Genomic DNA, 22889 nt, shown 5'->3' with positions numbered 1-22889 from the left:
CGGCATCCGTTCCCGGGGAGCCGAGACGCCGGAATCCGCCGCCCGCGGCGAACGCGCGGGCGACGGATTCCGGGTGAGGGGTCGATCAGATCTCGGAGCGGGGTCCCGGCACGGTCTTGTTGAAGCCGGTGACCGGCTCGTTCTCGTCGAACGAGGCGATCGGGCGGCGGAACCCGCGCGTCAGCACGATGAGGTAGACGACGCCGATGCCGGTCCAGATCAGACCACCGATCAGCGCGTGCATATCGAGGTTCACCCACAGCAGGCCGGTGAGCACCATGCCGATCGCGGGCATGACGATGTAGCGGGCGATGTCGCCGGGGGTCTTGCGCAGCCCCTTGCGGACCGCGAACCAGGCGATGACCGAGATGTTGACGAAGGTGAAGGCCACGAGCGCGCCGTAGTTGATGTACGCCGCGATCTGCTCGAGCGTGAAGGCGATCGCCAGCAGGCTCACCACCCCCACGATCACGATCGAGAACGTCGGGGTGTGGGTCTTCGGGTTGATGAAGCCGAAGATCCGCCGCGGCAGCACGTTGTTGCGGCCCATCACCATGAGCATGCGCGACACCGAGGCGTGCGAGGCGAGCCACGATGCCAGGGTCGCGGCGAACCCGGCGGCGGTCAGGACGGCCTGCAGGACGGGGCCGCCGACCTGGACGCCGATCTCGGGGAGCGTGCTGTCTTCGATCGCCTCCTGCGGGAACGCGGTGGAGTCGGGGAAGCGCAGCTGCGTGACGTAGGCCGCGACGAGGAAGATGACGCCTCCCGCCACCAGGGTGAGCAGGATCGCGCGGGGCATGATCTTGGGGGTCTTGGCCTCTTCGGAGTACATCGACACCGCGTCGAAGCCGATGAACGAGAAGCACACGACCGTCGCCCCGGCCAGCACCGCGCCGAACTGCACCTCGCTGTGGGCGAAGGGGGCGAGCGAGACCGCCGTCCCCGCTCCCGCGCCGCCGACCAGCTGCACGACGACCATGACGACGAACACCGTCATGACGAGGATCGAGAACACGAGCAGGATCATGTTGACGTTCGAGGTGCCGCGCATCGTCAGGTAGATGACGCCGGTCACCCCCGCCGTGAAGACGACCACCCAGATCCAGCCCGGCACGTCGGGGAACAGCGCCTCCATGTAGCTGCGCAGGATCAGCGCGTTGACCATCGGCAGCAGCATGTAGTCGATCAGCGCCGTCCAGCCGACGACGAAGCCGACGCCGGGGTGGATGGACTCGCGCGCGTAGGTGTACGCCGAACCCGCGCTCGGGATGACGCGGACCATCTTGCCGTAGCTGATCGCGGTGAACACCAGCACGACCAGGGCGACGGCGTACGCGGCGGGGACGACGTTGTTCGTCTTCTCGGCGACCAGGCCGAAGGTGTCGAAGACGACGGTGGGGGTCATGTACCCCAGGCCCAGGCCGACGATCGACCAGAGTCCCAGGGTGCGGGCGAGCTTCGCGCCCGAACTCGTCTGCGCGGCGGTGGCGGCGCGGGTGTTCTCGTTCGTGGCTCCTCCTAGAGGGGGCGGGTCGCGTGGACGCGACGTGCGGATGATGTCGGGTACAGCATCGGAGCGCCGCTCGATCGAGCGGGGTCTGGAGGGGAGCGGGCGCCCCCGTGGGGTGGAGAGGGGCACGGATGCCGACGCGCCCGGCGCCGGCATCCCCTCGATCAGAGTCGGGTCCAGGCTTCGGTCAGCACGCCGCGCAGGATCTGCTCGATCTCGTCGAACTCGGCGGGGCCGAGCGTGAGGGGCGGGGCGAGCTGGATCACGGGGTCGCCCCGGTCGTCGGCGCGGCAGTACAGCCCCGCGTCGAAGAGCGCTTTGGACAAGAACCCGCGCAGCAGGCGCTCGGATTCGTCGTCGTCGAAAGTCTCTTTCGTGGCCTTGTCCTTGACCAGCTCGATGCCGAAGAAGTACCCGTCGCCGCGGACGTCGCCGACGATCGGCAGGTCGAGCAGGCGCTCGAGCGTCGAGCGGAACACGGGGGAGTTGGTGCGGACGTTCTCGAGCAGCCCCTCCTCTTCGAAGACGTCGAGGTTCTCCATCGCCACGGCCGCCGACACCGGGTGGCCGCCGAAGGTGTACCCGTGGGGGAAGGTGGCGTCGCCGTGTGCGAAGGGCTCGTACACCCGGTCGCTCACGATCGTGCCGCCCAGCGGCGAGTACCCGCTGGTCACCGCCTTGGCGAAGGTGATCATGTCGGGCTGATAGTCGTAGGCCGAGGCGCCGAAGTAGTGGCCCAGGCGGCCGAACGCGCAGATGACTTCGTCCGAGACGAGCAGGACGTCGTACTTGTCGCAGATCTCGCGCACGCGCTGGAAGTATCCGGCGGGGGCGGGGAAGCATCCGCCGGCGTTCTGGACGGGCTCGAGGAAGACCGCCGCGACCGTCTCGGGCCCTTCGAACTGGATCATCTGCTCGATGCGGTCGGCGGCCCACAGCCCGAACTCCTCGGGAGTGCCGCCGCCGAAGCCGGACTCGGCGGCGCGGTAGTAGTTCGTGTTGGGCACGCGGAACCCGCCGGGGGTGACGGGCTCGAACATGTGCTTCATGACGGGCAGGCCCGTGATGGCGAGGGCGCCCTGGGTGGTGCCGTGGTAGGCGATCGCGCGCGAGATGACCTTGTGCTTCGAGGGCTTGCCCTGCGTCTTCCAGTACTGCTTGGCGAGCTTGAACGCGGTCTCGACCGCCTCGCCGCCGCCCGTCGAGAAGAAGACGTGGTTGAGCTCGCCCGGCGCGAGGTGGGCCAGGCGCTCGGCGAGCTGGATCGCGGCGGGGTGGGCGTACGACCACAGGGGGAAGAACGCCAGCTCTTCGGCCTGCCGCGCTGCGGCCTGGGCGATGCGGCGCCGGCCGTGACCGGCGTTGACGACGAACAGCCCGGCCAGGCCGTCGATGTACCGCTTGCCCGCGGCGTCGAAGATGTGGTGGCCCTCGCCCTTGACGATGATCGGGACGCCCGGGCCGTCGGTCATCGTCGACTGACGGGAGAAGTGCATCCAGAGGTGATCGCGGGCCTTGCTCTGCAGCGCGGCCTGCGCGTCGGTGTGCGGGTCGGTTTCGATGAGTGTCATCGGGTTCCCCAGTTGTAGAGCTGTCGGTGCAGCTTGAGATAGACGAAGGTCTCGGTCGAGACGACGTCGGGCAACGACCGGATGCGGTCGTTGAGCAGGTCGATCAGGTCGTCGTCGCTCTCGCAGACGACCTCGACCAGCAGATCGAACGAGCCCGCGGTCGAGACGACGTAGGTCACCCCGGGCAGTTCGGTCATCGCGGCGGCCGCGACCCGGGTGTCTCCCGAGACGCGGACGCCGATCATGGCCTGCCGCGCGAACCCCAGTTGCAGGGGATCGGTGACCGCGACGATCTGCAGCACGCCGGCGTCCTGCAGTCTCTGCACGCGCTGTCGGGTCGCCGTCTCGCTCAGACCCACGGCCTTGCCGATCTCGGCGTAGGAGCGGCGGCCGTCCTCTTGCAGCTGCTCGACGATCGCTTTCGACACGGCGTCGATGACGGGGGCGCGAACGGCTGCGGGGCTCATGATGGGGCGACGGTATCAGCGGTCGAATTGCCAAATCAATGATGATCTCGATATTTCACACGCGGAAACAAAACGGAAACCGCCTCCCTTGAGAATTCCCCATGAGATTCTCGCGACCGCCGATACGATCAACGCGGGGGTGCCCATGTCCGAGAAGCGCGACCGCTGGTCGACCATGCGTTCGTCGATCCGCCGCGCGGCGGCGATCGCCGCCGGAGCAGCGCTCGTCGCGGCGGGCGCCCTCGCGGCCCCCGCGGCCTCGGCGGCGGCGCTGCCCGGGTGGTTGTCGACGAACGGCTCCACCATCGTCACCTCGGCCGGGACCCCGTACACGATCAAGGCCGTGTCCTGGTTCGGAATGGAGACGTCGAACTGCGCGCCGCACGGTCTGTGGACGATCCCCCTCGACGACGGCCTCGCGCAGATCGCCGGCATGGGGTTCAACACCATCCGCCTGCCGTTCTCGAACGAGTGCCTCGCAGCGTCGTCGTCCAACTCGATCAACGCCTCGGCCAACCCGACGCTCGTCTCGCTCACGCCGCTGAAGCTCATGGACACCGTCATCGCGCGCGCCAAGGCGTACGGTCTGTCGGTCATCCTGGACCGTCACCGTCCCGACTCCGCCGCGCAGAGCGAGCTCTGGTACACCGCGCAATACAGCGAGCAGCGCTGGATCGACGACTGGAAGATGCTCGCGACCCGGTACAAGAACGAGTCCGCCGTGATCGGCGTCGACCTGCACAACGAGCCGCACGGACCCGCCTGCTGGAACTGCGGCGACGCCGCCCGCGACTGGCGGGCCGCGGCCACGCGCGCGGGCAACGCGGTGCTGTCGGTCAACGCGAAGCTGCTCATCATCGTCGAGGGCGTCGAGCGTCAGCAGGACGGCTCGAACACCTGGTGGGGCGGAGGCCTCAAGGACGCCGGGGCGGCGCCCGTGACGCTGTCGGTGAAGAACCGCGTCGTCTACTCGCCGCACGACTACCCGGCCAGCGTGTACGCACAGCCCTGGTTCTCGGCATCCGGGTATCCCGCCAATCTCGAGGCGGTGTGGGATGCCAACTGGGGTTACCTCGTGCGCAAGAACATCGCGCCCGTGCTGCTCGGCGAGTTCGGCACGAAGCTCGAGACAGACAGCGACAAGGCCTGGCTGAACACCCTCGTCGCGTACCTGGCGAAGACGAAGATCTCGTACGCCTACTGGTCGTTCAACCCCAACAGCGGCGACACGGGCGGACTCGTCGCCGACGACTGGCGCACGCCGCAGACGGCCAAGCTCGCCGCGCTCAAGCCGATCCTCACCCCGACGGCCACGGCCACCCCCCAGCCCACGGCGACGCCGACCGCGACGCCGAAGCCGACCGCGACGCCCAAGCCCACCGCGACCCCCACCGCGACGCCGAAGCCCACCGCGACCGCCACGGCGACGCCGAAGCCCACGGCCACCCCGACCGCGACGCCCAAGCCCACGGCCACTCCGACCCCGACCGCGACGCCGAAGCCCACGGCATCCGCCACCCCGACCCCGTCACCGAGCGCGAACGCGGGCATCACCGCGGAGTGGATCCCGCAGAACGCCTGGGGCGAGGGATACGTGGTCGAACTGTCGGTGACGGCCACGGGGCCGGTGAAGCAGTGGTCGGTCTCGTTCGATGCCCCCGGCACCACCGCGATCACCAACGCGTGGGGGATCGGGTGCGCGATCACCGGCACACGCGTGACCTGTACCGGACGGGAGTGGGCGCAGACCCTGACCCCCGGCCAGAACGTGCGCGTCGGCTTCCAGGCCGCCGCCACCCGCGCGCCGCAGTCCCCGACGCTGACCCTCTCGGCATCCTGAGCCCCGAGGGCGCGCGGTGCCCGCGGGTGCCGGCATCCATCGCCCACGCATAAGCGTCTCTGGGCTGCGACGAGGCATGCGCTGCCTACGATGCGCGGGTGACCGCCCTCGTCTCCGCCGCCCCGTCGGCCACCCCCGCCCGTCTTTCCGCCGTCCGCCGACCCCGGGGGTGGCCGCTCGGTTTCGCCGCGATCGGGATCGTCGCCCTCGTCCTGACCGGGTGGCAGGTGTGGGCGGGCGCTCCGAGCGAGTACTACGCCTCGATCGCCCTGTCGATGAGCCGCTCGTGGTCGAACTTCTTCTTCGGCGCCGTCGACCCCGCCGGCACCGTGACCCTCGACAAGATCCCCGGCTCGTTCTGGATCCCCGCGCTCATCGTGCGCGTCTTCGGATACTCGGCGTGGGCCGTCATCCTCCCCAACGCGCTCGCGGCGGTGGCGGCGGCGCTGATCACCGCGGTCACCGCTCGCCGCCTCGCCGGGGTGCGGGCGGGCCTGATCGCCGGAGCGGTCGTGGCGACCACGCCGATCCTCGTCGCCGTCGCCCGATCGAATCAGCCCGAGACGTTCTTCGTGCTGGGGCTGGCCCTCACCGCGTGGGCCGCGGTGCGGGCGGTTCAGCAGCGCCGTCTCGGCTGGCTCATCGCGGCAGGGGCGCTGGTGGGGCTGTCGTTCCAGTTCTACATGCTCGAGGCGTGGGCCGTCTGGCCCGCCCTCGCCGCGGCGTACCTGTTCACACGGCAGTCGTGGGCGCGCCGGATCGCCCACCTCGCCCTCGCGGGGGCGGTCAGCCTCGTGTCGTCGCTGTGGTGGGTGGCGATCGTCGCCGCGATCCCGGCGGGCGCCCGGCCCTACATCGGCAGCACCCTGTCGAACGACCCGTGGGAGATGGTGTTCGGCTACAACGGCCTGGGGCGGTTCGCGGCGACGGCCGACAGCAGCGCGTACGAGTCGTTCACCCCGCCCTTCTCGGGCGAGCCGGGCGTGCTGCGCCTGTTCAACGCTCAGCTCGCGGGGCAGATCGCGTGGCTCGTTCCCGCCGCGGTCGTCGCCCTCGTGATCCTGTGGGTGCTGCGCTTCCCGCGCCCGCTGACCGTGCTGCTGACCGTGTGGACGGCGACCTTCGCGGCGATGTTCTCGGCCGTGGCGGGAATGCACCAGTTCTACACCGCGGCGCTCGCGGTGCCCCTCGGCCTCGCGATCGCGACGGCGCTCGCGGCGGCGCACCGGGCCGATCGGACGTGGCCGCAGATCGCGATCGTCGGTACCGCGGGCGCGACCGCGTTGGGCATCGGTCTCGCCTCGGGCGGATACAGCGTGCCGGTCTCGATCGCGCAGGCGGTGGCGGCCGCGGTCGCGATCGCGCTGCTGTCGAGCAGGCGCGCCCCTCGCGCCGTGTCGACCGCGGTGATGCTGGTCGGCCTGCTGCTGACCCCGACGGCCTGGTCGGCGATCACGATCGCCCACCCGAGCTCGATCAACCCCGTCGCGGGTGGTGTGTCCGAGATGACCGGCGGCGGCGGGTTCGGGGGAGGGGCGGGGATGCCGGGCTCCGGCCGCGACGGACGCGCCGCCGGGGCGGTTCCCGGCGGTGCGGCACCCGGCGGTGCGGCACCCGGCGGTGCGGCACCCGGCGGTGCGGCACCCGGCGGTGCGCCGCAGGGCTTCGCGCGGGGCGGGGCCGCCGGCGGGGGAGCGCAGGCGGGCGCGGCACCCGGCGGTGACGGCGGGCGTCCCGGGGGCGGCGCGTCCGGCGGCGCCACGACGGCCGACACGCAGCTGATCGCCTGGCTGCAGCAGAACGCCGCCGGATCGACCTATCTCGCCGCGACCTTCGGAGCCCAGTCTGCGGCGCAGCTGATCCTCGCCTCGGACGGGGGGTCGTTCCTGCCCATCGGCGGTTTCAACGGAACGGATGCCGTCCCCACCCTCGACGAGTTCGTCGCGCTCGTCCAGCAGGGCCAGGTGCGGTACGTGATCGAACCCGCCGGGCAGTGGAACGGCAGCCGTGGCGGTGGCCTGTCGAGCGGCGACGACAGCTCGGCCTCGGCGCAGATCCGCACGTGGGTGGGGCAGCACTGCGCCGTCGACGCGAGCGCGCCGTCCACCGTGTACGCGTGCGGGTGACGGACGGACGCGTGGTTCAGCGCTACAGGGTCCGGTTCAGGAACTCCAGGCCCGTCTCGCGGAACGCCCGCGAGCCCGGCGCGTTCACGTGGTGCCGCTTCGGGATGTCGGCGAACTCGCCGCGCGGCAGCAGCCCCGCGAGATGCGCGGACTGATCGTGGATGGGGTCGTCCGTGCCCGTCGCGATGAGCACCGGTTGCTGCGGAGGAGCGCTCGGATCGGGGTCGGTCTCGCCGAGGCGCATGCCCTCGGCGATCGCCACGAGCGCGCGCAGGTCGTTGCCCGGCACGCGCTCGGCGAGCGAGACGTACCGCTGGGTCGTCGCGTCCTCGACGGGCGTGCCGTGGTCGAGGAAGGCACGCGCCTGGTCGACGCGCAGGCGCGCCAGCGGTCGTCCGTCCGGGATGCCGCCGAGCACCGCCCGCTCGACGTGCTCGGGGGCGTCGACCGCGAGCTGCCAGCCCACGCGACCGCCGAGGGAGTAGCCCAGGTAGTGCACCTGGTCGACGAGGTAGGTGTCGAGAACCGCGACGAGGTCGGACACGAGCGTCGGCATCGTGTACGCCGCCGCATCGTGGGGCTTCTCGCTCTCGCCGTGACCGCGCTGGTCGACCGCGATCACGCGGAAGCCCGCCCGCAGCAGATCCCGCACCCAGCCGGTGTTGACCCAGTTGTCGCGGGTGCTCGATCCGAAGCCGTGCACGCACAGCACGGGGTCGGCGTCGATGTCGCCCCACGAGTACGTGGCCAGGCGCACGTTGTCGCCGACGAGGACGGACTGCGCGGGGGGCATCTCGGTGAGGGCGGGGACGGCATCCATTCCCCCGATCCTGGCAGAACGCCGAGTGGCGCGCCCGTAGTGGTCATAGTGGTCGTATGGGGTTCACGCGCGCCGAGCTGGAATCGTTCCGGGATGCCACCATCCCCCCGCTCGTCGAGCCCGGGGTGCGGCTGCTGTTCGTCGGGATCAATCCCGGCCTGTGGACAGCGGCGACCGGCACGCCCTTCGCCCGCCCCGGCAACCGGTTCTGGCCGGCGCTGGTGACGGCGGGGATCCTGCCCCGCCTGCCGCGGTACGCCGAACCGCTGAGCGCCGACGACCGGCGGATGATCTTCGACGCCGGGGTGGGCGTGGACAACCTCGTCGCGCGCGCGACCGTCCGGGCCGACGAACTGTCCCGCGACGAACTGCGCACCGGGGCGACCGCCCTGGCAGACCGCGTGGGCGCGTGGCGACCGCGGGCCGTGGCCGTGGTCGGGCTGACGGCGTACCGGCAGGGCTTCGGGCGACCTCGGGCGGTGGCGGGACGTCAGGACGACGACATCGCGGGGGTTGCGACCTGGGTGCTGCCGAACCCGAGCGGGCTCAACGCCCACGACACGGTGGAGTCCCTCGCCCGTGCGTACGCCGGGCCCGCCCGCGCGGCGGGGGTGATCGGGTGAGCGGGCGCGATCGGGGCGCCGTGCCGATGCCCACCCGACGGATCGCCGCGTCGATCGCCCTGGCGGCGACGATCGCGGCGGGGCTCGCCACGCGCGCCGACGTCGTCCCCGAGCTGCTCGGCGACGTGGCCGGCGACGCGCTGTACACCGTCGCGGTGTACGCCGGAACGGTGCTGCTCCTGCCGCGTCTGCGGCCCGCGGTCGTCGGGCTGATCGCCGGCGGGTGGAGCGTCGCCGTCGAGCTCTTCCAGGCCACCGGCATCCCGATCGCGCTCGCGGAGGCCTTCCCCCCGATCGCCCTCGTCCTCGGCACCGGGTTCGACCCGCGCGACCTCGTCGTGTACGTCGCCACGGCGGTCGTGGCTTCTTCCATCGACGTGGGCGCGGGGGCGGCCCGACGCACCCGCCGCGGGGCCGCACCCCTCCTCCCGACCCCGGAACCGAGCCGGTCGGCGGGGGAGGGCGAGGGCCCCGCGTGATGTCCCGGGTATCGTGACCGGTCCAGCCGACGAGGGGAGCGGGCGATGCGCATACGGTTCGAGGGCGAGGTCTTCCGCTGGGAGGCGCGTTCCGACAGCGACTGGTACTTCGTCGCGCTCCCGCCCGCGCTCAGCGACGACATCCGCGAGACGCAGACGTACCGCCGGGGCTTCGGCGGGGTGCGGGTCGAGGCGACCATCGGGTCGTCGACCTGGCGGACGTCGATCTTCCCGCAGGCGGGCGGGGTCTACGTGCTGCCGCTGAAGAGGGCCGTCCGCGACGCACAGCGCATCGCCCCCGACGGTGTCGTCGAGGTCGACCTCTTCGTGATCGACGCCTGAGCGCGATGCCCGCCCTGCTCGCCGCCTGGGGCGTCCTGGCCGTGGCCGGAGTCGCTCTCGCCGTCATCGACGTCCGGCGGCACCGCCTGCCGGATGCCGTGGTGCTCCCCGCCCTGGCGCTCTCGCTGGCGCTGCTGGCGCTCGCCGCCGCCGCGCGCGACGAGCCGGCGCGTGCTCACGGCGTCGTCGGGGGAGCCCTCCTGGCCTTCGCGCTGTGCGCGGCCGTGCACCTGGCGCGCCCGTCGGCCCTCGGTGGGGGAGACGTCAAACTCGCCGCCCTGGTGGGCGCCCACCTCGGCTGGTTCGGCGCCGAGGCCGTGGCATCCGCCCTCGCCATGGCCGGCGTCCTGGGCGGGTGCGCGGCCGCGGGCGTCCGGCTCGCGGGGATGCGGCGGGCGGAACTGGCGTACGGGCCGTATCTGCTCGGCGGGGCGTGGTGGCGGATCCTGCACGGGTGACCGCGCGCGGCGGTGCGACGGGCGCCCGGTGCCCTGCGCCGACGCGCCGGTCAAGCCCGCACGGCGCCGGGTCACCTGGCGGATAGCCTGAGCCAATGGCCGACCTCATCCGTCGCGTCACCGCGTGGGCCCTGTCGCTCCGCATCGTGCGCGCCTTCCTCGTCTACTCGGGCGCCCGCGGTCCCGCGTTGGCCGACAGCGTCACCTACCGCACGCTGTTCAGCCTCTTCGCCGCCGTCCTCATCGGTTTCTCGTTCGCGGCGATCTGGCTCTCGGGCAACCCCGACGCCCTCGCCGCGCTCGAGCGGTCGGTCAACAACGTCGTGCCCGGGCTGGTCGGCCCCGACAACCTGCTCGACGTCAGCAGGCTCGACGCCCCCCGCGAATTCACCGTCGCGGGCGTCATCGGTGCCCTCGGTCTTGTCGGTGCGGCCATCGGCGCGATCGGCACCCTGCGCACGGCCCTGCGTCAGATCGCCGGGGTCACCACCGACGACACCCTCCCGGTCCTGGTGATCCTGCGCAACCTCGCTGTCGCCGTCGGCATCGGTGTCGCCCTCGTCGGCGCCGCGGTCGTGACCTTCCTCGCCACGGCGGGACTGACCTTCGTCCGCGAACTGCTCGGGATCCCGGCCGACTCCTGGGTCAGCGCCGTCCTCACCTGGCTGATCTCCACAGCCGTCGTCCTGCTGCTCGACACGGCGGCCGTCGCCGTCGCCTTCGCCGCCCTGTCGGGGGTGAAGGCTCGCCGGAGCACGCTCATCCGCGGTGCCCTTCTCGGTGGCGTCGGTCTGGTCGTGCTGCAGCAGCTGTCGGGCCTCTTCGTGGGCGGTGCGGGCAACAACCCGCTGCTGACGACCTTCGCCTCGCTCATCGCGCTGCTGCTGTGGCTCAACCTGTCGAGCCAGGTCATCCTGCTCTCCGGCGCCTGGATCACGGTCGCCACCGAAGAGGACCACGACCGCGTCAAGGCGAAATACGGCGCCTCCACCCTGATCCAGTTCCGCGTCGCCCGCGCCGAGAAGGCGGTACGGGCGGCGACCGGAGAATTGGATGCCGCCCGCACGGCCGAGAAGAAGGAACGCGAGACCCTCGCGGCCGCGGCGCAGAAGGCCGCCGCCGATGCCTGAGTCCGCGTCCGGAGCCCGCGAGAGCGCGCCTCGCGTCCCCGCGTACGAGGCCGACGCGGTCCGCGCCGCCGAGAAGCCCTCGCTCGCCGCCGGACTCCCGCTGATGCGGTGGGCCGCCTCGGCTCTCGCCGACGTCGTCGCCGCCGAGCTGCGAGCCCGCCCGGGGGCGATCCTCGTCATCGCCGGCGCGGGGGACAACGGCGGCGACGCCCTGTACGCGGCGGCCGAGCTGTGCGGCGCGGCCGACCGGGTCGACGTGGTCCTCGTCCGCGACCGGGTGCACCGCGCCGCCCTCGAGGCGGCCACCGCTGCCGGGGCCCGCGTGCGGTCGACCTCCGAGGCGTGCGCCGATCTCGCCGACTACACGGTCGTGATCGACGGCATCCTGGGCATCGGTCGCCTCGCCGACCGGCGACTGCGCGGCAGCGCCCGGGCGCTTGTCGAGCGCGTCCTGTCGCTTCCGACGCGGCCGCGGGTCGTGGCGGTCGATCTGCCGAGCGGCCTGGACCCCGACGACGGATCCGCGGATGCCGCCGTCCTCCCCGCCGACGTCACCGTCACCTTCGGTGCGCTCAAGGCCGGTCTCGTGCGCGGTCGCGGGCCCGACCTGGCCGGTCGCGTGCACCTGGTCGACCTGGGTCTGGATGCCGCGCTCCGCCTCGCGCGGCCCGCCCTGACCGCGCCGCTCGATCTCGTGCGCGTGTCGACGCCGGGTTCCTCGGACGCGGTGGCTCAGCGCGCGTAGCGCTCGACGAACGTGCGCAGCAGTCGCGACGGAGCCGTGACCGGCGCCCGCCGTACCGCCGCGAGGGTGAGGTCGAGCTCGTCGGGACCGAAGTACCCGTACGACGCGTAGGCGTGGATGCGCGTGACGATGCCGTCCAGGTCGAGCTCGGGGTGGAACTGGGTGGCGTACACGTTCCGTCCGAGCCGGAACATCTGCACGGGGCAGGTGGGAGAGGACGCCAGCAGCTCCGCCTGGGGAGGAAGAGCGCTGATCGCTTCTTTGTGGCCGACGAAGGCGGTGAAGCCCTCGGGCAGGCCGGTCGTCAGCGCATCGGCGCGGCCCGCGGCCGTCAGGCTGATGTCGACGACGCTGATGGGCTCGGCGAAGGTCGCGTCGATCGGGGCGCCGAGGTGCGTGCCGAGGGTGCCGACGCCGTAGCAGGCGCCCAGGAACGGCGTGTCGCGGGCGACGACCTCGGCGACGAGCTCGGCCATCTCGGCCTCGACCCGTCGCTGCACCGCCGACTTCTTCTCGAGGGGGTCCGACGCGTTGAAGGGGCTCCCGCCGACGAGGATGCCCGACACCTCGTCGAGGTCGAGCGGCGGCATCGGGTCCCGCTCGAGGCGCACGCGCAGGAGCCGCTCGGGGGAAAGCCCGGTGTACCGCAGGAACAGCGCGTACTCCTCGTCGGCCGGCAGGTCCTCGGCCCGCGTGGCCAGCAGGACGAAGGGGCGGTCGCCGGGCAGTTCCGTCGCAGTCACCCGAGCGATTCTAGGTCAGCGGTGTCAAGGCGCCGGGCGCGGGGGCGCCCGCGGTCTACGCTGGCGACATGGCTATCGCACGACTGACCGGAGGCCCGCTCGACGGGCAGGTCATCCCCCTCGAGAACGACTCCGACGACACGCTGATCATGCCCTACAGCGAGGGCCAGCTGATCTACCGCCGCCAGGGCGAGGCGACGAACACCGGGGATGCCGACGGCCCCACCCAGAGCGTCTTCGTGTATGCCGAAGAGACCGAGGACATCAACCCCGACGGCTACGGGCGCGACGATTGAGCGCAGCCCCCGCGGGCGGGTCGAGCGTCGAGGTCGAGAAGAAGTACGACGTCGACGCCGACACGCCCCTTCCGGACTGGTCGACGCTGCCCGGTGTGGTGCGCGTCGGCGACGCTGAGCCGCGCGATCTCGACGCCCGGTACGTCGACACCCCCGACACCGCGTTGGCGCGGGCGGGCGTGGCGGTGCGACGCCGCCGTGGCGGCCCCGACGAGGGCTGGCATGTCAAAGGCCCCCTCGAGGGTGGCGGTCGCCGCGAGACGCAGTGGCCGTTGGGCGACGTGACCGACGACGACGCCGACCCGGTGGTTCCCGAGGCGGTCCAGGATGCCGTGTCCTCCCTCGCGCAGCCGCCCTTCCTGCCCCTCGCGCGGGTGCGCAACGCCCGCACGGCGTACGCCCTGCTCGACGCCGAGGGCCGTGAGGTCGCCGAGTTCGTCGACGACCGGGTCCGTGCCCGCGACGAACGCCGCGACGCCGAATCGGCCTGGCGCGAGTGGGAGGTCGAGCTCGGTCCCGCCGCCCCCGCCGACGACGCCGAGCGCGCCGCGTTCTTCGCCGCCGTCGATCAGGCCGTCTTCGCCGCCGGCGGCAGGCCCGCGGCATCCGGCTCGAAACTGGCGCGCGCCCTCGGCCACTGACCCGGCCGGCCGCCCGCCCGGTCGCGCCGCGCCGGCGCCGCGCCGCCGCCGCGCCCGTGCGCCGTTCGCTCGGCGCGGCTGAGCGCGAGACTGCGTTCCGCTGACGAGTCGGTTGCAGGATGTCGCCGAGTTGTCAGCGGCATGCTGTTTCGCGACGCTGCGCGCGATGCGGCCCGGCCGTGGGCCGCTCGCGGGCTGCTCGCGGACTGGGCCGCGCCCGGCGAACCCGCGCGCGGTCCGGCTTCGCGTGGCTGCGCGCGAGACTGCGTTCCGCTGACGAGTCGGTTGCAGGATGTCGCCGAGTTGTCAGCGGGATGCTGTTTCGCGACCCCGAGCCCGAGCCCGAGCCCGGGCCCGAGCCCGAGCCGAGCCCGCGCCCGCGCCCGCGCCGCGCCCGAGACGCGCGAAGGCCCGCCCGGCGAGCCGGGCGGGCCTTCGTGATGGTCGGTGCGATCAGAGGTTGATCATGTGACCCGTCAGGCCGTGGAACGCCTCTTGCAGACCCTCCGACAGCGTCGGGTGGGTGTGCACGTTGCGAGCCGCCTCGAGGGCCGTGAGGTCCCACTTCTGCGCGAGGGTGAGTTCGGGCAGCAGTTCGGACACGTCGGGGCCGATGAGGTGGCCGCCGATGAGCTCGAGGGTGTCGGCGTCGGCGACGAGCTTGACGAAGCCGACGGGCTCGCCCAGGCCGTTCGCCTTGCCGTTGGCCGAGAAGGGGAACTTGGCGACCTTGATGTCGTGTCCGGCGTCGCGGGCCTGCTGCTCGGTGAGGCCGAACGAGGCGACCTGCGGGTTGCAGAAGGTGGCGCGGGGCATGTTGCGGTAGTCGCCGAGGGTCTGGGTCTCGGCGTTTGCGATGGTCTCGGCGGCGACGACGCCCTGCGCTTCGGCGACGTGCGCGAGCTGCAGCTTGGCGGTGACGTCGCCGATGGCGTAGATGTGGGGCACGTTGGTGCGCATGTGGTCGTCGATGTCGATCGCGCCGCGCTCGGTGAGCTTCACGCCCGTGTTGTCGAGACCGAAACCGTCGACCTTGGGGGCGAAGCCGATGGACATCAGCACGCGGTCGGCGTCGATGGAGCCGGTCGAGCCGTCTTTGGCGGTGTAGGCGACGGTGACCTTGTCGCCGTGGTCGGTGACGGAGTCGACCTTGGTGGAGGTGAGGATGTCGACGCCGTAGCCCTTGTACTGCTTCTGGATCTCTTTGGACACCTCGGCGTCTTCGTTGGGCAGGGCCCGGTCGAGGAACTCGATGATGGTGACCTTCACGCCGTAGTTGGTCATGACGTAGGCGAATTCCATGCCGATGGCGCCGGCGCCGACGATGACGATCGACTCCGGCAGCTCACGGGTGAGGATCTGCTCCTCGTAGGTGACGACGTTCTCGCTGAGGGTGACCCCCGGCAGCAGACGCACGGTGGAACCGGTGGCGATGATGACGTTGTCGAAGGTGACCTGCTCCTTCGAGCCGTCGGTCAAGGTCACATCCAGGGTGTGGTCGTCGGTGAAGTGACCGCGGCCTTCGTACTCGGTGACCTTGTTCTTCTTCATCAGGTAGTGGATGCCCTTGACGTGGCCGGCGGCGACCGTGCGGGAGCGGTCGAACGCCTTGCCGAAGTCGAAGGTGACGTCACCGGAGATGCCGAACAGGTCGGCCTTCGCGTGGAACGTGTGCGCGAGGTCGGCGTTGCGCAGGAGGGCCTTGGAGGGGATGCAGCCCACGTTCAGGCACACACCGCCCCAGTACTTCTCTTCGACGATCGCGACCGACAGTCCGAGCTGTGCGCCGCGGACGGCGGCGACGTACCCGCCGGGACCCGCACCAAGAATGACCAGATCGTAATGAGGCATGGCTCCAGCCTATCGCCCGGAGGTCCCGCGGTCGGCGGTGTTCCCCCGCCCGCGAGCGGCGAAGACGTACACCAGGACGCCGGCCACGACGACCAGGGCGACGGCGAGCAGGATCCACGGCAGGGGAGAGGCCGGGGAGGCCGTCTCGGCGGGGGCCGCGGTCGCCGCTGCGGTCTCGACGGGTGCGCGAGAGGCCTCGGCCGAGGGCGTCGGAACCGCGGTGGTCGCCTGGGGGGTCGGGGTGGGGGTGGATGCCGCCACGGGCACCGAGAACGAGAAGTCGCCGTCGATCGGGTGGCCGTCGCTCGAGACCACGCGCCACAGCACCGTCACCGCCCCCGACGCCTCGCCGGTCAGCGCCTGGGTGACCTCGGTGCCCGCGACCTGCGGCGCACCGTCGTCGAGGCGTGTGCCGGCGGCATCCGTCACCTCGATCACCGTGGCCCCCGCGTCGGTCAGGACGTCGGCGCTGAAAGACAGCGTCAGCTGGGACGGGAGCGCATCGAGGACGGCGTCGGCACCCGGGTCGCTCGAGACCAGCTCGTCGTGCGCGGACGCCGGCAGAGCCGGGAGGAGCACGGCGGCCAGGGCAAGCAGCAGGGCGGCCACGACGGCGGGAAGGGAGCGTCGGCGGAGAGCGGAGGAAGAGGTCACCCGGCGAGCCTAACGAGGGCGTCCGACATCGTCCTGGGAGCGTCGCGGGTGATCCGCCGCGCCCGGCGGGTGCACGCGGGGGTGGCCGGACTCGACAGGGGCGACCCCGGGTCGATAGGTTCGAGTGTCTCGTCGACCGATTCCGCACCCCCATCTCCGCGGCGTCGTCGACGAAGCCGAGACATCACGCCTCACCATGGCCCGCGTCCGCTCGGTCGCTCCTTCCGCGCAGAAGCGATCGGTTATGGTGAAAGAGAGGGAGTAGCCGTGGACGAGACCAGCCGATTCGATCGCGACGAGATCCGACGCGCGGCCGACGCCGCCGCCGATCGCGCGCACGACACGACCCAGACCCACGACGCCGACCTGTCGTTCGTCCCCTTCGGAGCCGACCTCACCGAGGCCGAGCTCGAGGCCATCGATGCGCTGCCCTCGGGTGCGGCTCTGCTGATCGTGCGCTCGGGCCCCACGACCGGTGCGCGCTACCTGCTCGACACCGACGTCACGACCGTGGGCCGGCATCCCGAAGCCGACCTCTTCTTCGACGACGTCACGGTCTCGCGTCGTCACGCCGAGATCATCCGCAACGGCAGCGCGTTCGAGATCGTCGACCAGCGCTCGCTCAACGGCAGCTACGTCAACGGTGAGCGTGTCGACCGCTCGGCCCTGGTCAACGGCTCCGAGGTGCGCATCGGCAAGTTCCGGCTGAACTTCTTCGGTTCGCCCGTCGACCTGCCCGCGGCAGAGCACTGATGGCGGCAGCCCCCTCCCGTGGTCGTCAGGCGGCTGCGGGGCTGCTCAGCATCGGCCAGGTGCTCGCGCGCCTGACCCCCGACTTCCCGGCGCTGACGTCCAGCAAGCTGCGCTTCCTCGAGGTGCAGGGCATCGTCACGCCCACCCGCACCGAGTCCGGTTACCGCAAGTTCTCGGGCGCCGACCTCGAGAGGCTGCGACTGGCGCTCACCCTCCAGCGCGATCACTACCTGCCGCTCGTCGTGATCCGCGAGTACCTCGAGGATCTCGACGCCGGCCGCAATCCCGCGCCGCCCACCGCGATCCCCTCGATGACCACGGCTCCGCGCCGTTACCGCCGCGAAGAGCTCCTGGCCGCGGCCGGTGCCGGTCCGCAGCTGCTCAACGACGCGGTCAGCACGGGCGTGATCGCCGCGGCCGACAGCTACTCCGAGCAGACGGTCACGCTGCTGCGCGCCCTGGTCGCGCTCGATCGGTACGGGATCGAGCCCCGGCACGTCCGCTCGCTGCGTCAGAGCGCCGAGCGCGAGGTGTCCCTCGTGGAGTCGGCGCTGTCGGCTCTGCTGCGTCGTCCCGATGCGCCCTCGCGCGCCAAGGCGAGCGAGCTCGCGCCCGAGCTGGCGACGCGTCTCGACGAGGTCCGCGCGATGTTCGTGCGCGACGCCCTGGAGCGATTGCTGTCCTGATCGCGACACGCCGCGGCCCTCGGAGCGGATGTCATTGCCGGGGGAGCCTCGCTGATCTAGCGTGGAAGAAACGAGCAGAAGAGGAGGGCGCGAGCATGAACGCTGGCGACGCAGTCGGCGAACCCCGGTTCGCCACCGACCTCCTCTTCACCGACGGTCTGCCCGAGATGGACGACGACACCGGATACCGCGGAGCGGTCGCCGCCCGCGCCGCCGGGATCACCTACCGTCAGCTCGACTACTGGGCCCGCACCGAGCTCGTGGTCCCCACCGTGCGCGGCGCGAGCGGCTCCGGTTCGCAGCGTCTCTACGGCTTCCGCGACATCCTGGTGCTCAAGCTCGTCAAGCGCCTCCTCGACACCGGCATCTCGCTGCAGCAGATCCGCACCGCGGTCGACCAGCTGCGTGCGGCCGGCATCCGCGACCTCGCGGGCACGACGCTCATGAGCGACGGCGCCTCGGTCTATCTCTGCACCTCGAACGACGAGGTCATCGACCTCGTCAGCCGCGGTCAGGGCGTCTTCGGCATCGCGGTCGGCAAGGTGCTGCGCGAGGTCGAGTCGACGCTGGTGGACTTCGAGAAGGCCACCCCCGAGGCGGTCGACGAGCTCGCCGCCCGCCGCGCGGCCCGCACCGCCTGACGCGCCCCCGACGCTCTCGGATCCCGGATGCCACGGCATCCACGTTTCGCGTGCCCGGCGGCCGCACAGCCTGACGCTCTCGGATCCCGGATGCCACAGCATCCACGTTCCGTGTGCCCGGACCCCTCGACGGGCTCAGGTCCTCGACCGGGTCACCAGGGAGAAGAAACGCCGCCCCGGCTGCAGCGCAGCGGGACGGCGTTCTCGCGAAGGCGGGGTCAGGCCTGCGGGGCCTCGGACGCAACCGGGATCCGACCCGTGCGCACGATGCGGTCGAGCAGGGCGTCGAAGTCGGCGGCGAGCTCCTGCGCCGAATCGCCCGGCCACACGTGCAGCGGCTTGGCGGCACCCTGCGCCTGCTGCAGCGAGGTGCGCTCGGGCAGCTGGGGGTTGAGCACGAGCGGGCCGAACATGTCGCGCAGTTCTTTGATGCGGAACTGGTGCTCGATCGACTGCGGGCGCACGCGGTTGACCACGACGCCGAGGGGCTGCAGACGCGGCGACAGGCCGCGGCGGATCTCTTCGATCGCGCGCAGTGCGCGGTCGGCGGCGGCGACCGAGAACAGACCCGGCTCGGTCACCACGACCACGCGGTCGCTCGCGGCCCACGCGGTGCGCGTGAGCGCATTGAGTGAGGGGGCGCAGTCGATGAGCACGAGGTCGTACTCGCTCTCGATCGTGGCGAGGGCCTCTTCGAGCTTCCAGACGTCGCGCACGCTCGGGTGCGGGCCGTCGAAATTGATGGCCGACGGGCTGCCGATGAGCACGTCGATGGTGCCGGGGTGCACCTTGGCCCACCCGCTCGAGGTGATCGCCTGGCGCACGACCTTCTCTTTCGGGTTCGCCAGGACATCGGCGATGTTGAGGCGACCGGCGACCTGGATGTCCATCCCGGTCGACACGTCGGACTGGGGGTCGAGGTCGACGACGAGAGTGCGAACGCCACGTGCGAAGGCGGCCGAAGCCAGCCCGAGTGTCACGGTCGTCTTGCCGACCCCGCCTTTGAGAGAGCTGACGGAGAGTACGTGCACGAGAGTCCACGTTACCGTCCCCTAGGCTGTGAGCACATTCAGCTCCGCCAGCTTGACGTGAGGTGCGCATGTTCTCGAAGATCCTGGTCGCCAATCGCGGGGAGATCGCCATCCGGGCGTTCCGCGCCGCTTACGAGGTCGGAGCGCGCACCGTCGCGGTCTACCCGTACGAGGACCGCGCGTCCTTGCACCGCCTGAAGGCCGACGAGGCCTACCAGATCGGCGAGCGCGGGCACCCCGTGCGCGCCTACCTCGACGTGGACGAGATCATCCGTGTCGCGCGCGAGTGCGGGGCGGATGCCATCTACCCCGGCTACGGATTCCTGTCCGAGAATCCGGAGCTCGCCGCCAAGGCCGCCGCTCACGGCATCACGTTCATCGGCCCGCCCGCCGAGGTGCTGTCGATGGCGGGCAACAAGGTCACCGCGAAGGAGCACGCCGTCGCCGCGGGCGTCCCGGTGCTGCGCTCCACTCCCGCCTCCGACGACATCGACGCGCTGCTGGCGCAGGCCGACGACATCGGCTTCCCCCTCTTCGCCAAGGCGGTCGCCGGTGGCGGCGGGCGCGGGATGCGCCGCGTCGAGACCATCGGCGAGCTGGCCCCGGCTCTGGCCGAGGCCATGCGCGAGGCGCAGAGCGCCTTCGGCGACCCCCGCATGTTCCTCGAGCAGGCCGTGCAGCGCCCGCGCCACGTCGAGGTGCAGATCCTCGCGGATGCCACGGGCGAGACCGTGCACCTGTTCGAGCGCGACTGCTCGGTCCAGCGCCGCCACCAGAAGGTCATCGAGATCGCGCCCGCCCCGAACCTGGACGACGCCGTGCGTCAGGACCTCCACCGTCACGCGGTCGCCTTCGCCCGGTCGATCGGCTACCAGAACGCCGGGACCGTGGAATTCCTGCTCGAGACGGCGGGGCCGCGGACGGGTGAGGTCGTCTTCATCGAGATGAACCCCCGCATCCAGGTCGAGCACACCGTGACCGAGGAGGTCACCGACGTCGACCTCGTGCAGTCGCAGATGCGCATCGCCGCGGGACAGACCCTCGCCGACCTCGATCTGCGCCAGGACGACATCCGCCTGCGCGGAGCCGCCCTGCAGTGCCGCATCACGACCGAGGACCCCACGCAGGGCTTCCGCCCCGACACCGGCAAGATCACCACCTACCGTTCGCCCGGCGGTGCCGGCATCCGCCTCGACGGCGGGACGACCGCCGCGGGGTCGCAGGTGAGCCCGCACTTCGACTCGATGCTGTCGAAGCTGTCGTGCCGCGGTCGCGACTTCCCGGCGGCGGTCGCCCGCGCCCGGCGCGCCCTGGCCGAGTTCCGCATCCGCGGTGTCTCGACCAACATCCCGTTCCTTCAGGCGGTGCTCGACGACCCCGCGTTCGTCGCCGGCGATCTCAGCACCTCGTTCATCGACGAGCGTCCCGAGCTGCTGAAGGGGCGCGAGTCCAAGGACCGCGGCACCAAGATCCTGTCCTGGCTGGTCGACACGACTGTCAACCGGCCGAACGGCGAGAACCCGCTGTCGATCGACCCGGCCGCCAAGCTCCCGCGCGTCGACCTCGCCGAGCCCGCCCCCGACGGCTCGCGTCAGCGGCTGCAGCAGCTCGGGCCTGACGGCTTCGCCCGCGCCCTGCGCGAGCAGACGGCTCTCGCCGTCACCGAGACCACGTTCCGCGACGCCCACCAGTCGCTCCTGGCGACGCGCGTGCGCACGCGCGACCTGGCGCGGGTCGCGCCGTACGTCGCGCGGATGACGCCCGGACTGCTGTCGGTCGAGGCGTGGGGCGGGGCGACCTACGACGTCGCTCTGCGCTTCCTCGGCGAAGACCCCTGGGAGCGCCTCGACGCGCTGCGCCAGGCCCTGCCGAACGTGGCGATCCAGATGCTGCTGCGCGGCCGCAACACGGTCGGCTACACCCCGTACCCCACGCAGGTGACCGATGCGTTCGTGGCCGAGGCCGCGGCATCCGGTGTCGACATCTTCCGCATCTTCGATGCGCTCAACGACGTGTCGCAGATGCGGCCCGCGATCGACGCGGTGCGGGCGACGGGCACCGCGGTCGCCGAAGTGGCGGTCTGCTACACGGGCGACCTGCTCGACCCCGCCGAGAACCTCTACACCCTCGACTACTACCTGCGCCTGGCGGAGCAGATCGTCGAGGCGGGCGCGCACATCCTGGCCGTGAAGGACATGGCGGGTCTGCTGCGTCCGGCGGCGGCGGCGCGCCTGGTGTCGGCGCTGCGCGAGCGCTTCGACCTGCCGGTCCACGTGCACACGCACGACACCGCCGGAGGGCAACTCGCCACGCTCCTGGCCGCCTCGGCGGCCGGGGCGGATGCCGTCGACGCGGCCTCGGCGCCGATGGCCGGCACCACGAGCCAGCCCTCGCTCTCGGCCCTCGTGGCCGCCCTCGCCCACACCGAACGCGACACGGGGATCGACCTGGCCGCCGTGAGCGACCTCGAGCCGTACTGGGAGGCGGTGCGTCATCTGTACCGCCCCTTCGAGTCGGGCCTCGCCGGTCCGACCGGGCGCGTGTACCGTCACGAGATCCCCGGCGGCCAGCTGTCGAACCTGCGTCAGCAGGCGATCGCCCTGGGGCTCGCCGACGATTTCGAGCTCATCGAGGACATGTACGCCGCGGCCGACCGCATCCTGGGACGCGTGCCCAAGGTCACGCCCTCGTCGAAGGTCGTGGGCGATCTGGCGCTGCACCTGGCCGCCGTCAAGGCCGACCCCGCCGACTTCGAGCGCAACCCCGAGAAGTACGACGTTCCCGACTCGGTCGTGTCGTTCATGGCGGGCGAGCTCGGCGACCTGCCCGGGGGCTGGCCCGAGCCGTTCCGCTCGAAGGTCCTGTCCGGTCGGGATGCCAAGACCGGGACGACCCCGCTCACCGACGACGACGCCGCCGCGCTCGCGGGGGAGTCGAGCGAGCGCCGCGCGCGTCTGAACGCCCTGCTGTTCCCCGGGCCCACGCGCATCTTCCTCGAGACGCGCGCCGCCTTCGGCGACCTCAGCGTGCTCGACACGGCCGATTACCTCTACGGCCTGCGGCCCGGAGGCGAGCACACGGTCGAGATCGAGCGGGGCGTGCAGCTGTTCGTGGGGCTCGAGGCCGTCGGCGACGCGGACGACAAGGGCATGCGCACGGTCATGACGACCCTGAACGGCCAGCTGCGACCGGTCTTCGTGCGCGACCGTTCGATCGACGTCGAGGCTCGCCAGGCCGAGAAGGCCGACACCTCTCGACCGGGTCAGGTCGCCGCCCCGTTCTCGGGCGTGGTCACCCTCAAGATCGCCGCCGGCGACCGCGTCGGCGCGGGCCAGGCCGTCGCGTCGATCGAGGCGATGAAGATGGAGGCCGCCATCACCACGCCGGTCGACGGGGTGGTCGAGCGTGTCGCGATCGGTCCCACGCAGCAGGTGGAGGCCGGCGACCTTTTGCTGGTGATCCGCCCCGCGCAGTAGCCT

At 71.7% G+C, this 22889-nt stretch carries 22 protein-coding genes; 14 read left to right on the top strand and 8 right to left on the bottom strand.

Annotated elements, in window-relative coordinates:
* Positions 1–85: 85 nt before the first annotated feature.
* Genes DC432_RS02685 through DC432_RS02675 form a run of 3 tightly spaced genes read right to left on the bottom strand, consistent with a single transcriptional unit; the run spans position 86 to position 3551 of the window.
* Positions 86–1669 (bottom strand): APC family permease, encoded by a 1584-nt coding sequence (locus DC432_RS02685; RefSeq protein ID WP_279304071.1) that lies wholly within the window; start codon positions 1667–1669, stop codon positions 86–88.
* Between the two features lie 8 nt (positions 1670–1677).
* Positions 1678–3084, bottom strand: coding sequence for an aspartate aminotransferase family protein (locus tag DC432_RS02680; RefSeq protein ID WP_116536572.1), 1407 nt, complete (start codon positions 3082–3084; stop codon positions 1678–1680).
* Positions 3081–3551, bottom strand: coding sequence for an Lrp/AsnC family transcriptional regulator (locus tag DC432_RS02675; protein ID WP_116536571.1), 471 nt, complete (start codon positions 3549–3551; stop codon positions 3081–3083). The genes DC432_RS02680 and DC432_RS02675 overlap by 4 nt, the downstream gene beginning before the upstream one ends.
* Before the next feature lie 145 nt (positions 3552–3696).
* Here DC432_RS02675 and DC432_RS02670 point away from each other — a divergent pair, with 145 nt between their 5' ends.
* Both DC432_RS02670 and DC432_RS02665 read left to right on the top strand, forming a co-directional pair.
* Positions 3697–5391, top strand: coding sequence for a cellulase family glycosylhydrolase (locus DC432_RS02670; protein ID WP_207770731.1), 1695 nt, complete (start codon positions 3697–3699; stop codon positions 5389–5391).
* Positions 5392–5489: 98 nt separating this feature from the next.
* The gene (locus DC432_RS02665) at positions 5490–7517 is read left to right on the top strand and encodes a glycosyltransferase family 39 protein (protein WP_243392990.1); all 2028 of its coding nucleotides are present in this window, start codon (positions 5490–5492) and stop codon (positions 7515–7517) included.
* Positions 7518–7539: 22 nt separating this feature from the next.
* Here DC432_RS02665 and DC432_RS02660 read toward each other — a convergent pair whose 3' ends face one another.
* Complete coding sequence (locus DC432_RS02660) at positions 7540–8337, bottom strand: alpha/beta fold hydrolase (protein ID WP_116536570.1); 798 nt, start codon at positions 8335–8337, stop codon at positions 7540–7542.
* Positions 8338–8393: 56 nt separating this feature from the next.
* Between DC432_RS02660 and DC432_RS02655 the strand changes: the two genes are divergently transcribed.
* The 6 genes from DC432_RS02655 to DC432_RS02630 all read left to right on the top strand — a co-directional run bounded on the left by DC432_RS02655 (position 8394) and on the right by DC432_RS02630 (position 12114).
* Complete coding sequence (locus DC432_RS02655) at positions 8394–8960, top strand: mismatch-specific DNA-glycosylase (RefSeq protein ID WP_116536569.1); 567 nt, start codon at positions 8394–8396, stop codon at positions 8958–8960.
* Positions 8957–9439, top strand: a complete 483-nt coding sequence (locus tag DC432_RS02650; protein ID WP_116536568.1) for a DUF2809 domain-containing protein — start codon at positions 8957–8959, stop codon at positions 9437–9439. The genes DC432_RS02655 and DC432_RS02650 overlap by 4 nt, the downstream gene beginning before the upstream one ends.
* A 45-nt stretch (positions 9440–9484) precedes the next feature.
* The gene (locus DC432_RS02645; RefSeq protein ID WP_108320195.1) at positions 9485–9781 is read left to right on the top strand and encodes a DUF1905 domain-containing protein; all 297 of its coding nucleotides are present in this window, start codon (positions 9485–9487) and stop codon (positions 9779–9781) included.
* Positions 9782–9786: 5 nt separating this feature from the next.
* Positions 9787–10239 (top strand): prepilin peptidase, encoded by a 453-nt coding sequence (locus tag DC432_RS02640; RefSeq protein ID WP_116536567.1) that lies wholly within the window; start codon positions 9787–9789, stop codon positions 10237–10239.
* A gap of 95 nt (positions 10240–10334) precedes the next feature.
* The gene (locus DC432_RS02635; RefSeq protein WP_116536566.1) at positions 10335–11369 is read left to right on the top strand and encodes a YhjD/YihY/BrkB family envelope integrity protein; all 1035 of its coding nucleotides are present in this window, start codon (positions 10335–10337) and stop codon (positions 11367–11369) included.
* Positions 11362–12114: an NAD(P)H-hydrate epimerase gene (locus DC432_RS02630; protein ID WP_116536565.1), complete on the top strand. Its 753-nt coding sequence runs from the start codon at positions 11362–11364 to the stop codon at positions 12112–12114. Before DC432_RS02635 ends, DC432_RS02630 begins: the two co-directional genes overlap by 8 nt.
* Here the strand turns inward: DC432_RS02630 and DC432_RS02625 are convergent.
* Positions 12102–12857 (bottom strand): glutamine amidotransferase, encoded by a 756-nt coding sequence (locus DC432_RS02625; protein WP_116536564.1) that lies wholly within the window; start codon positions 12855–12857, stop codon positions 12102–12104. The genes DC432_RS02630 and DC432_RS02625 overlap by 13 nt on opposite strands.
* A 68-nt stretch (positions 12858–12925) precedes the next feature.
* On the opposite strand from DC432_RS02625, the gene DC432_RS02620 reads away from it, so the two are divergent.
* Together DC432_RS02620 and DC432_RS02615 are read left to right on the top strand one after the other, a co-directional pair.
* Positions 12926–13153 carry a response regulator gene (locus DC432_RS02620; protein ID WP_116536563.1) on the top strand — a complete coding sequence of 76 codons (228 nt, stop codon included), beginning with the start codon at positions 12926–12928 and terminating at the stop codon, positions 13151–13153.
* The gene (locus tag DC432_RS02615) at positions 13150–13794 is read left to right on the top strand and encodes a CYTH domain-containing protein (protein WP_116536562.1); all 645 of its coding nucleotides are present in this window, start codon (positions 13150–13152) and stop codon (positions 13792–13794) included. Before DC432_RS02620 ends, DC432_RS02615 begins: the two co-directional genes overlap by 4 nt.
* A gap of 453 nt (positions 13795–14247) precedes the next feature.
* Here the strand turns inward: DC432_RS02615 and lpdA are convergent, their stop codons facing one another.
* Positions 14248–15645 carry a dihydrolipoyl dehydrogenase gene (gene lpdA, locus DC432_RS02610; protein ID WP_116536561.1) on the bottom strand — a complete coding sequence of 466 codons (1398 nt, stop codon included), beginning with the start codon at positions 15643–15645 and terminating at the stop codon, positions 14248–14250.
* Positions 15646–15654: 9 nt separating this feature from the next.
* Positions 15655–16299, bottom strand: coding sequence for a copper resistance CopC family protein (locus tag DC432_RS02605; RefSeq protein ID WP_116536560.1), 645 nt, complete (start codon positions 16297–16299; stop codon positions 15655–15657).
* A gap of 267 nt (positions 16300–16566) precedes the next feature.
* Between DC432_RS02605 and DC432_RS02600 the strand changes: the two genes are divergently transcribed.
* The 3 genes from DC432_RS02600 to DC432_RS02590 all read left to right on the top strand — a co-directional run bounded on the left by DC432_RS02600 (position 16567) and on the right by DC432_RS02590 (position 18379).
* Positions 16567–17052, top strand: a complete 486-nt coding sequence (locus tag DC432_RS02600) for an FHA domain-containing protein (RefSeq protein ID WP_108320521.1) — start codon at positions 16567–16569, stop codon at positions 17050–17052.
* On the top strand, positions 17052–17738 hold the full coding sequence (gene ftsR / locus DC432_RS02595) for a transcriptional regulator FtsR (protein WP_116536559.1): 687 nt from the start codon (positions 17052–17054) through the stop codon (positions 17736–17738). The genes DC432_RS02600 and ftsR overlap by 1 nt, the downstream gene beginning before the upstream one ends.
* A gap of 95 nt (positions 17739–17833) precedes the next feature.
* The gene (locus DC432_RS02590) at positions 17834–18379 is read left to right on the top strand and encodes a MerR family transcriptional regulator (RefSeq protein WP_108320519.1); all 546 of its coding nucleotides are present in this window, start codon (positions 17834–17836) and stop codon (positions 18377–18379) included.
* A gap of 218 nt (positions 18380–18597) precedes the next feature.
* Here DC432_RS02590 and DC432_RS02585 read toward each other — a convergent pair whose 3' ends face one another.
* Entirely contained in the window at positions 18598–19410 is an 813-nt protein-coding gene (locus tag DC432_RS02585) for a ParA family protein (RefSeq protein WP_108320518.1), read from the bottom strand.
* Positions 19411–19478: 68 nt separating this feature from the next.
* Between DC432_RS02585 and DC432_RS02580 the strand changes: the two genes are divergently transcribed.
* Complete coding sequence (locus DC432_RS02580; protein WP_116536558.1) at positions 19479–22886, top strand: pyruvate carboxylase; 3408 nt, start codon at positions 19479–19481, stop codon at positions 22884–22886.
* Positions 22887–22889: the final 3 nt, after the last annotated feature.

The organism is Microbacterium testaceum (assembly GCF_003075375.1).
In the GTDB taxonomy this organism is placed as follows: Bacteria; Actinomycetota; Actinomycetes; order Actinomycetales; family Microbacteriaceae; genus Microbacterium; species Microbacterium testaceum_E.
Note: the sequence above shows the minus strand (reverse complement) of the source record. Positions and strands in the feature narration are given on the sequence as shown.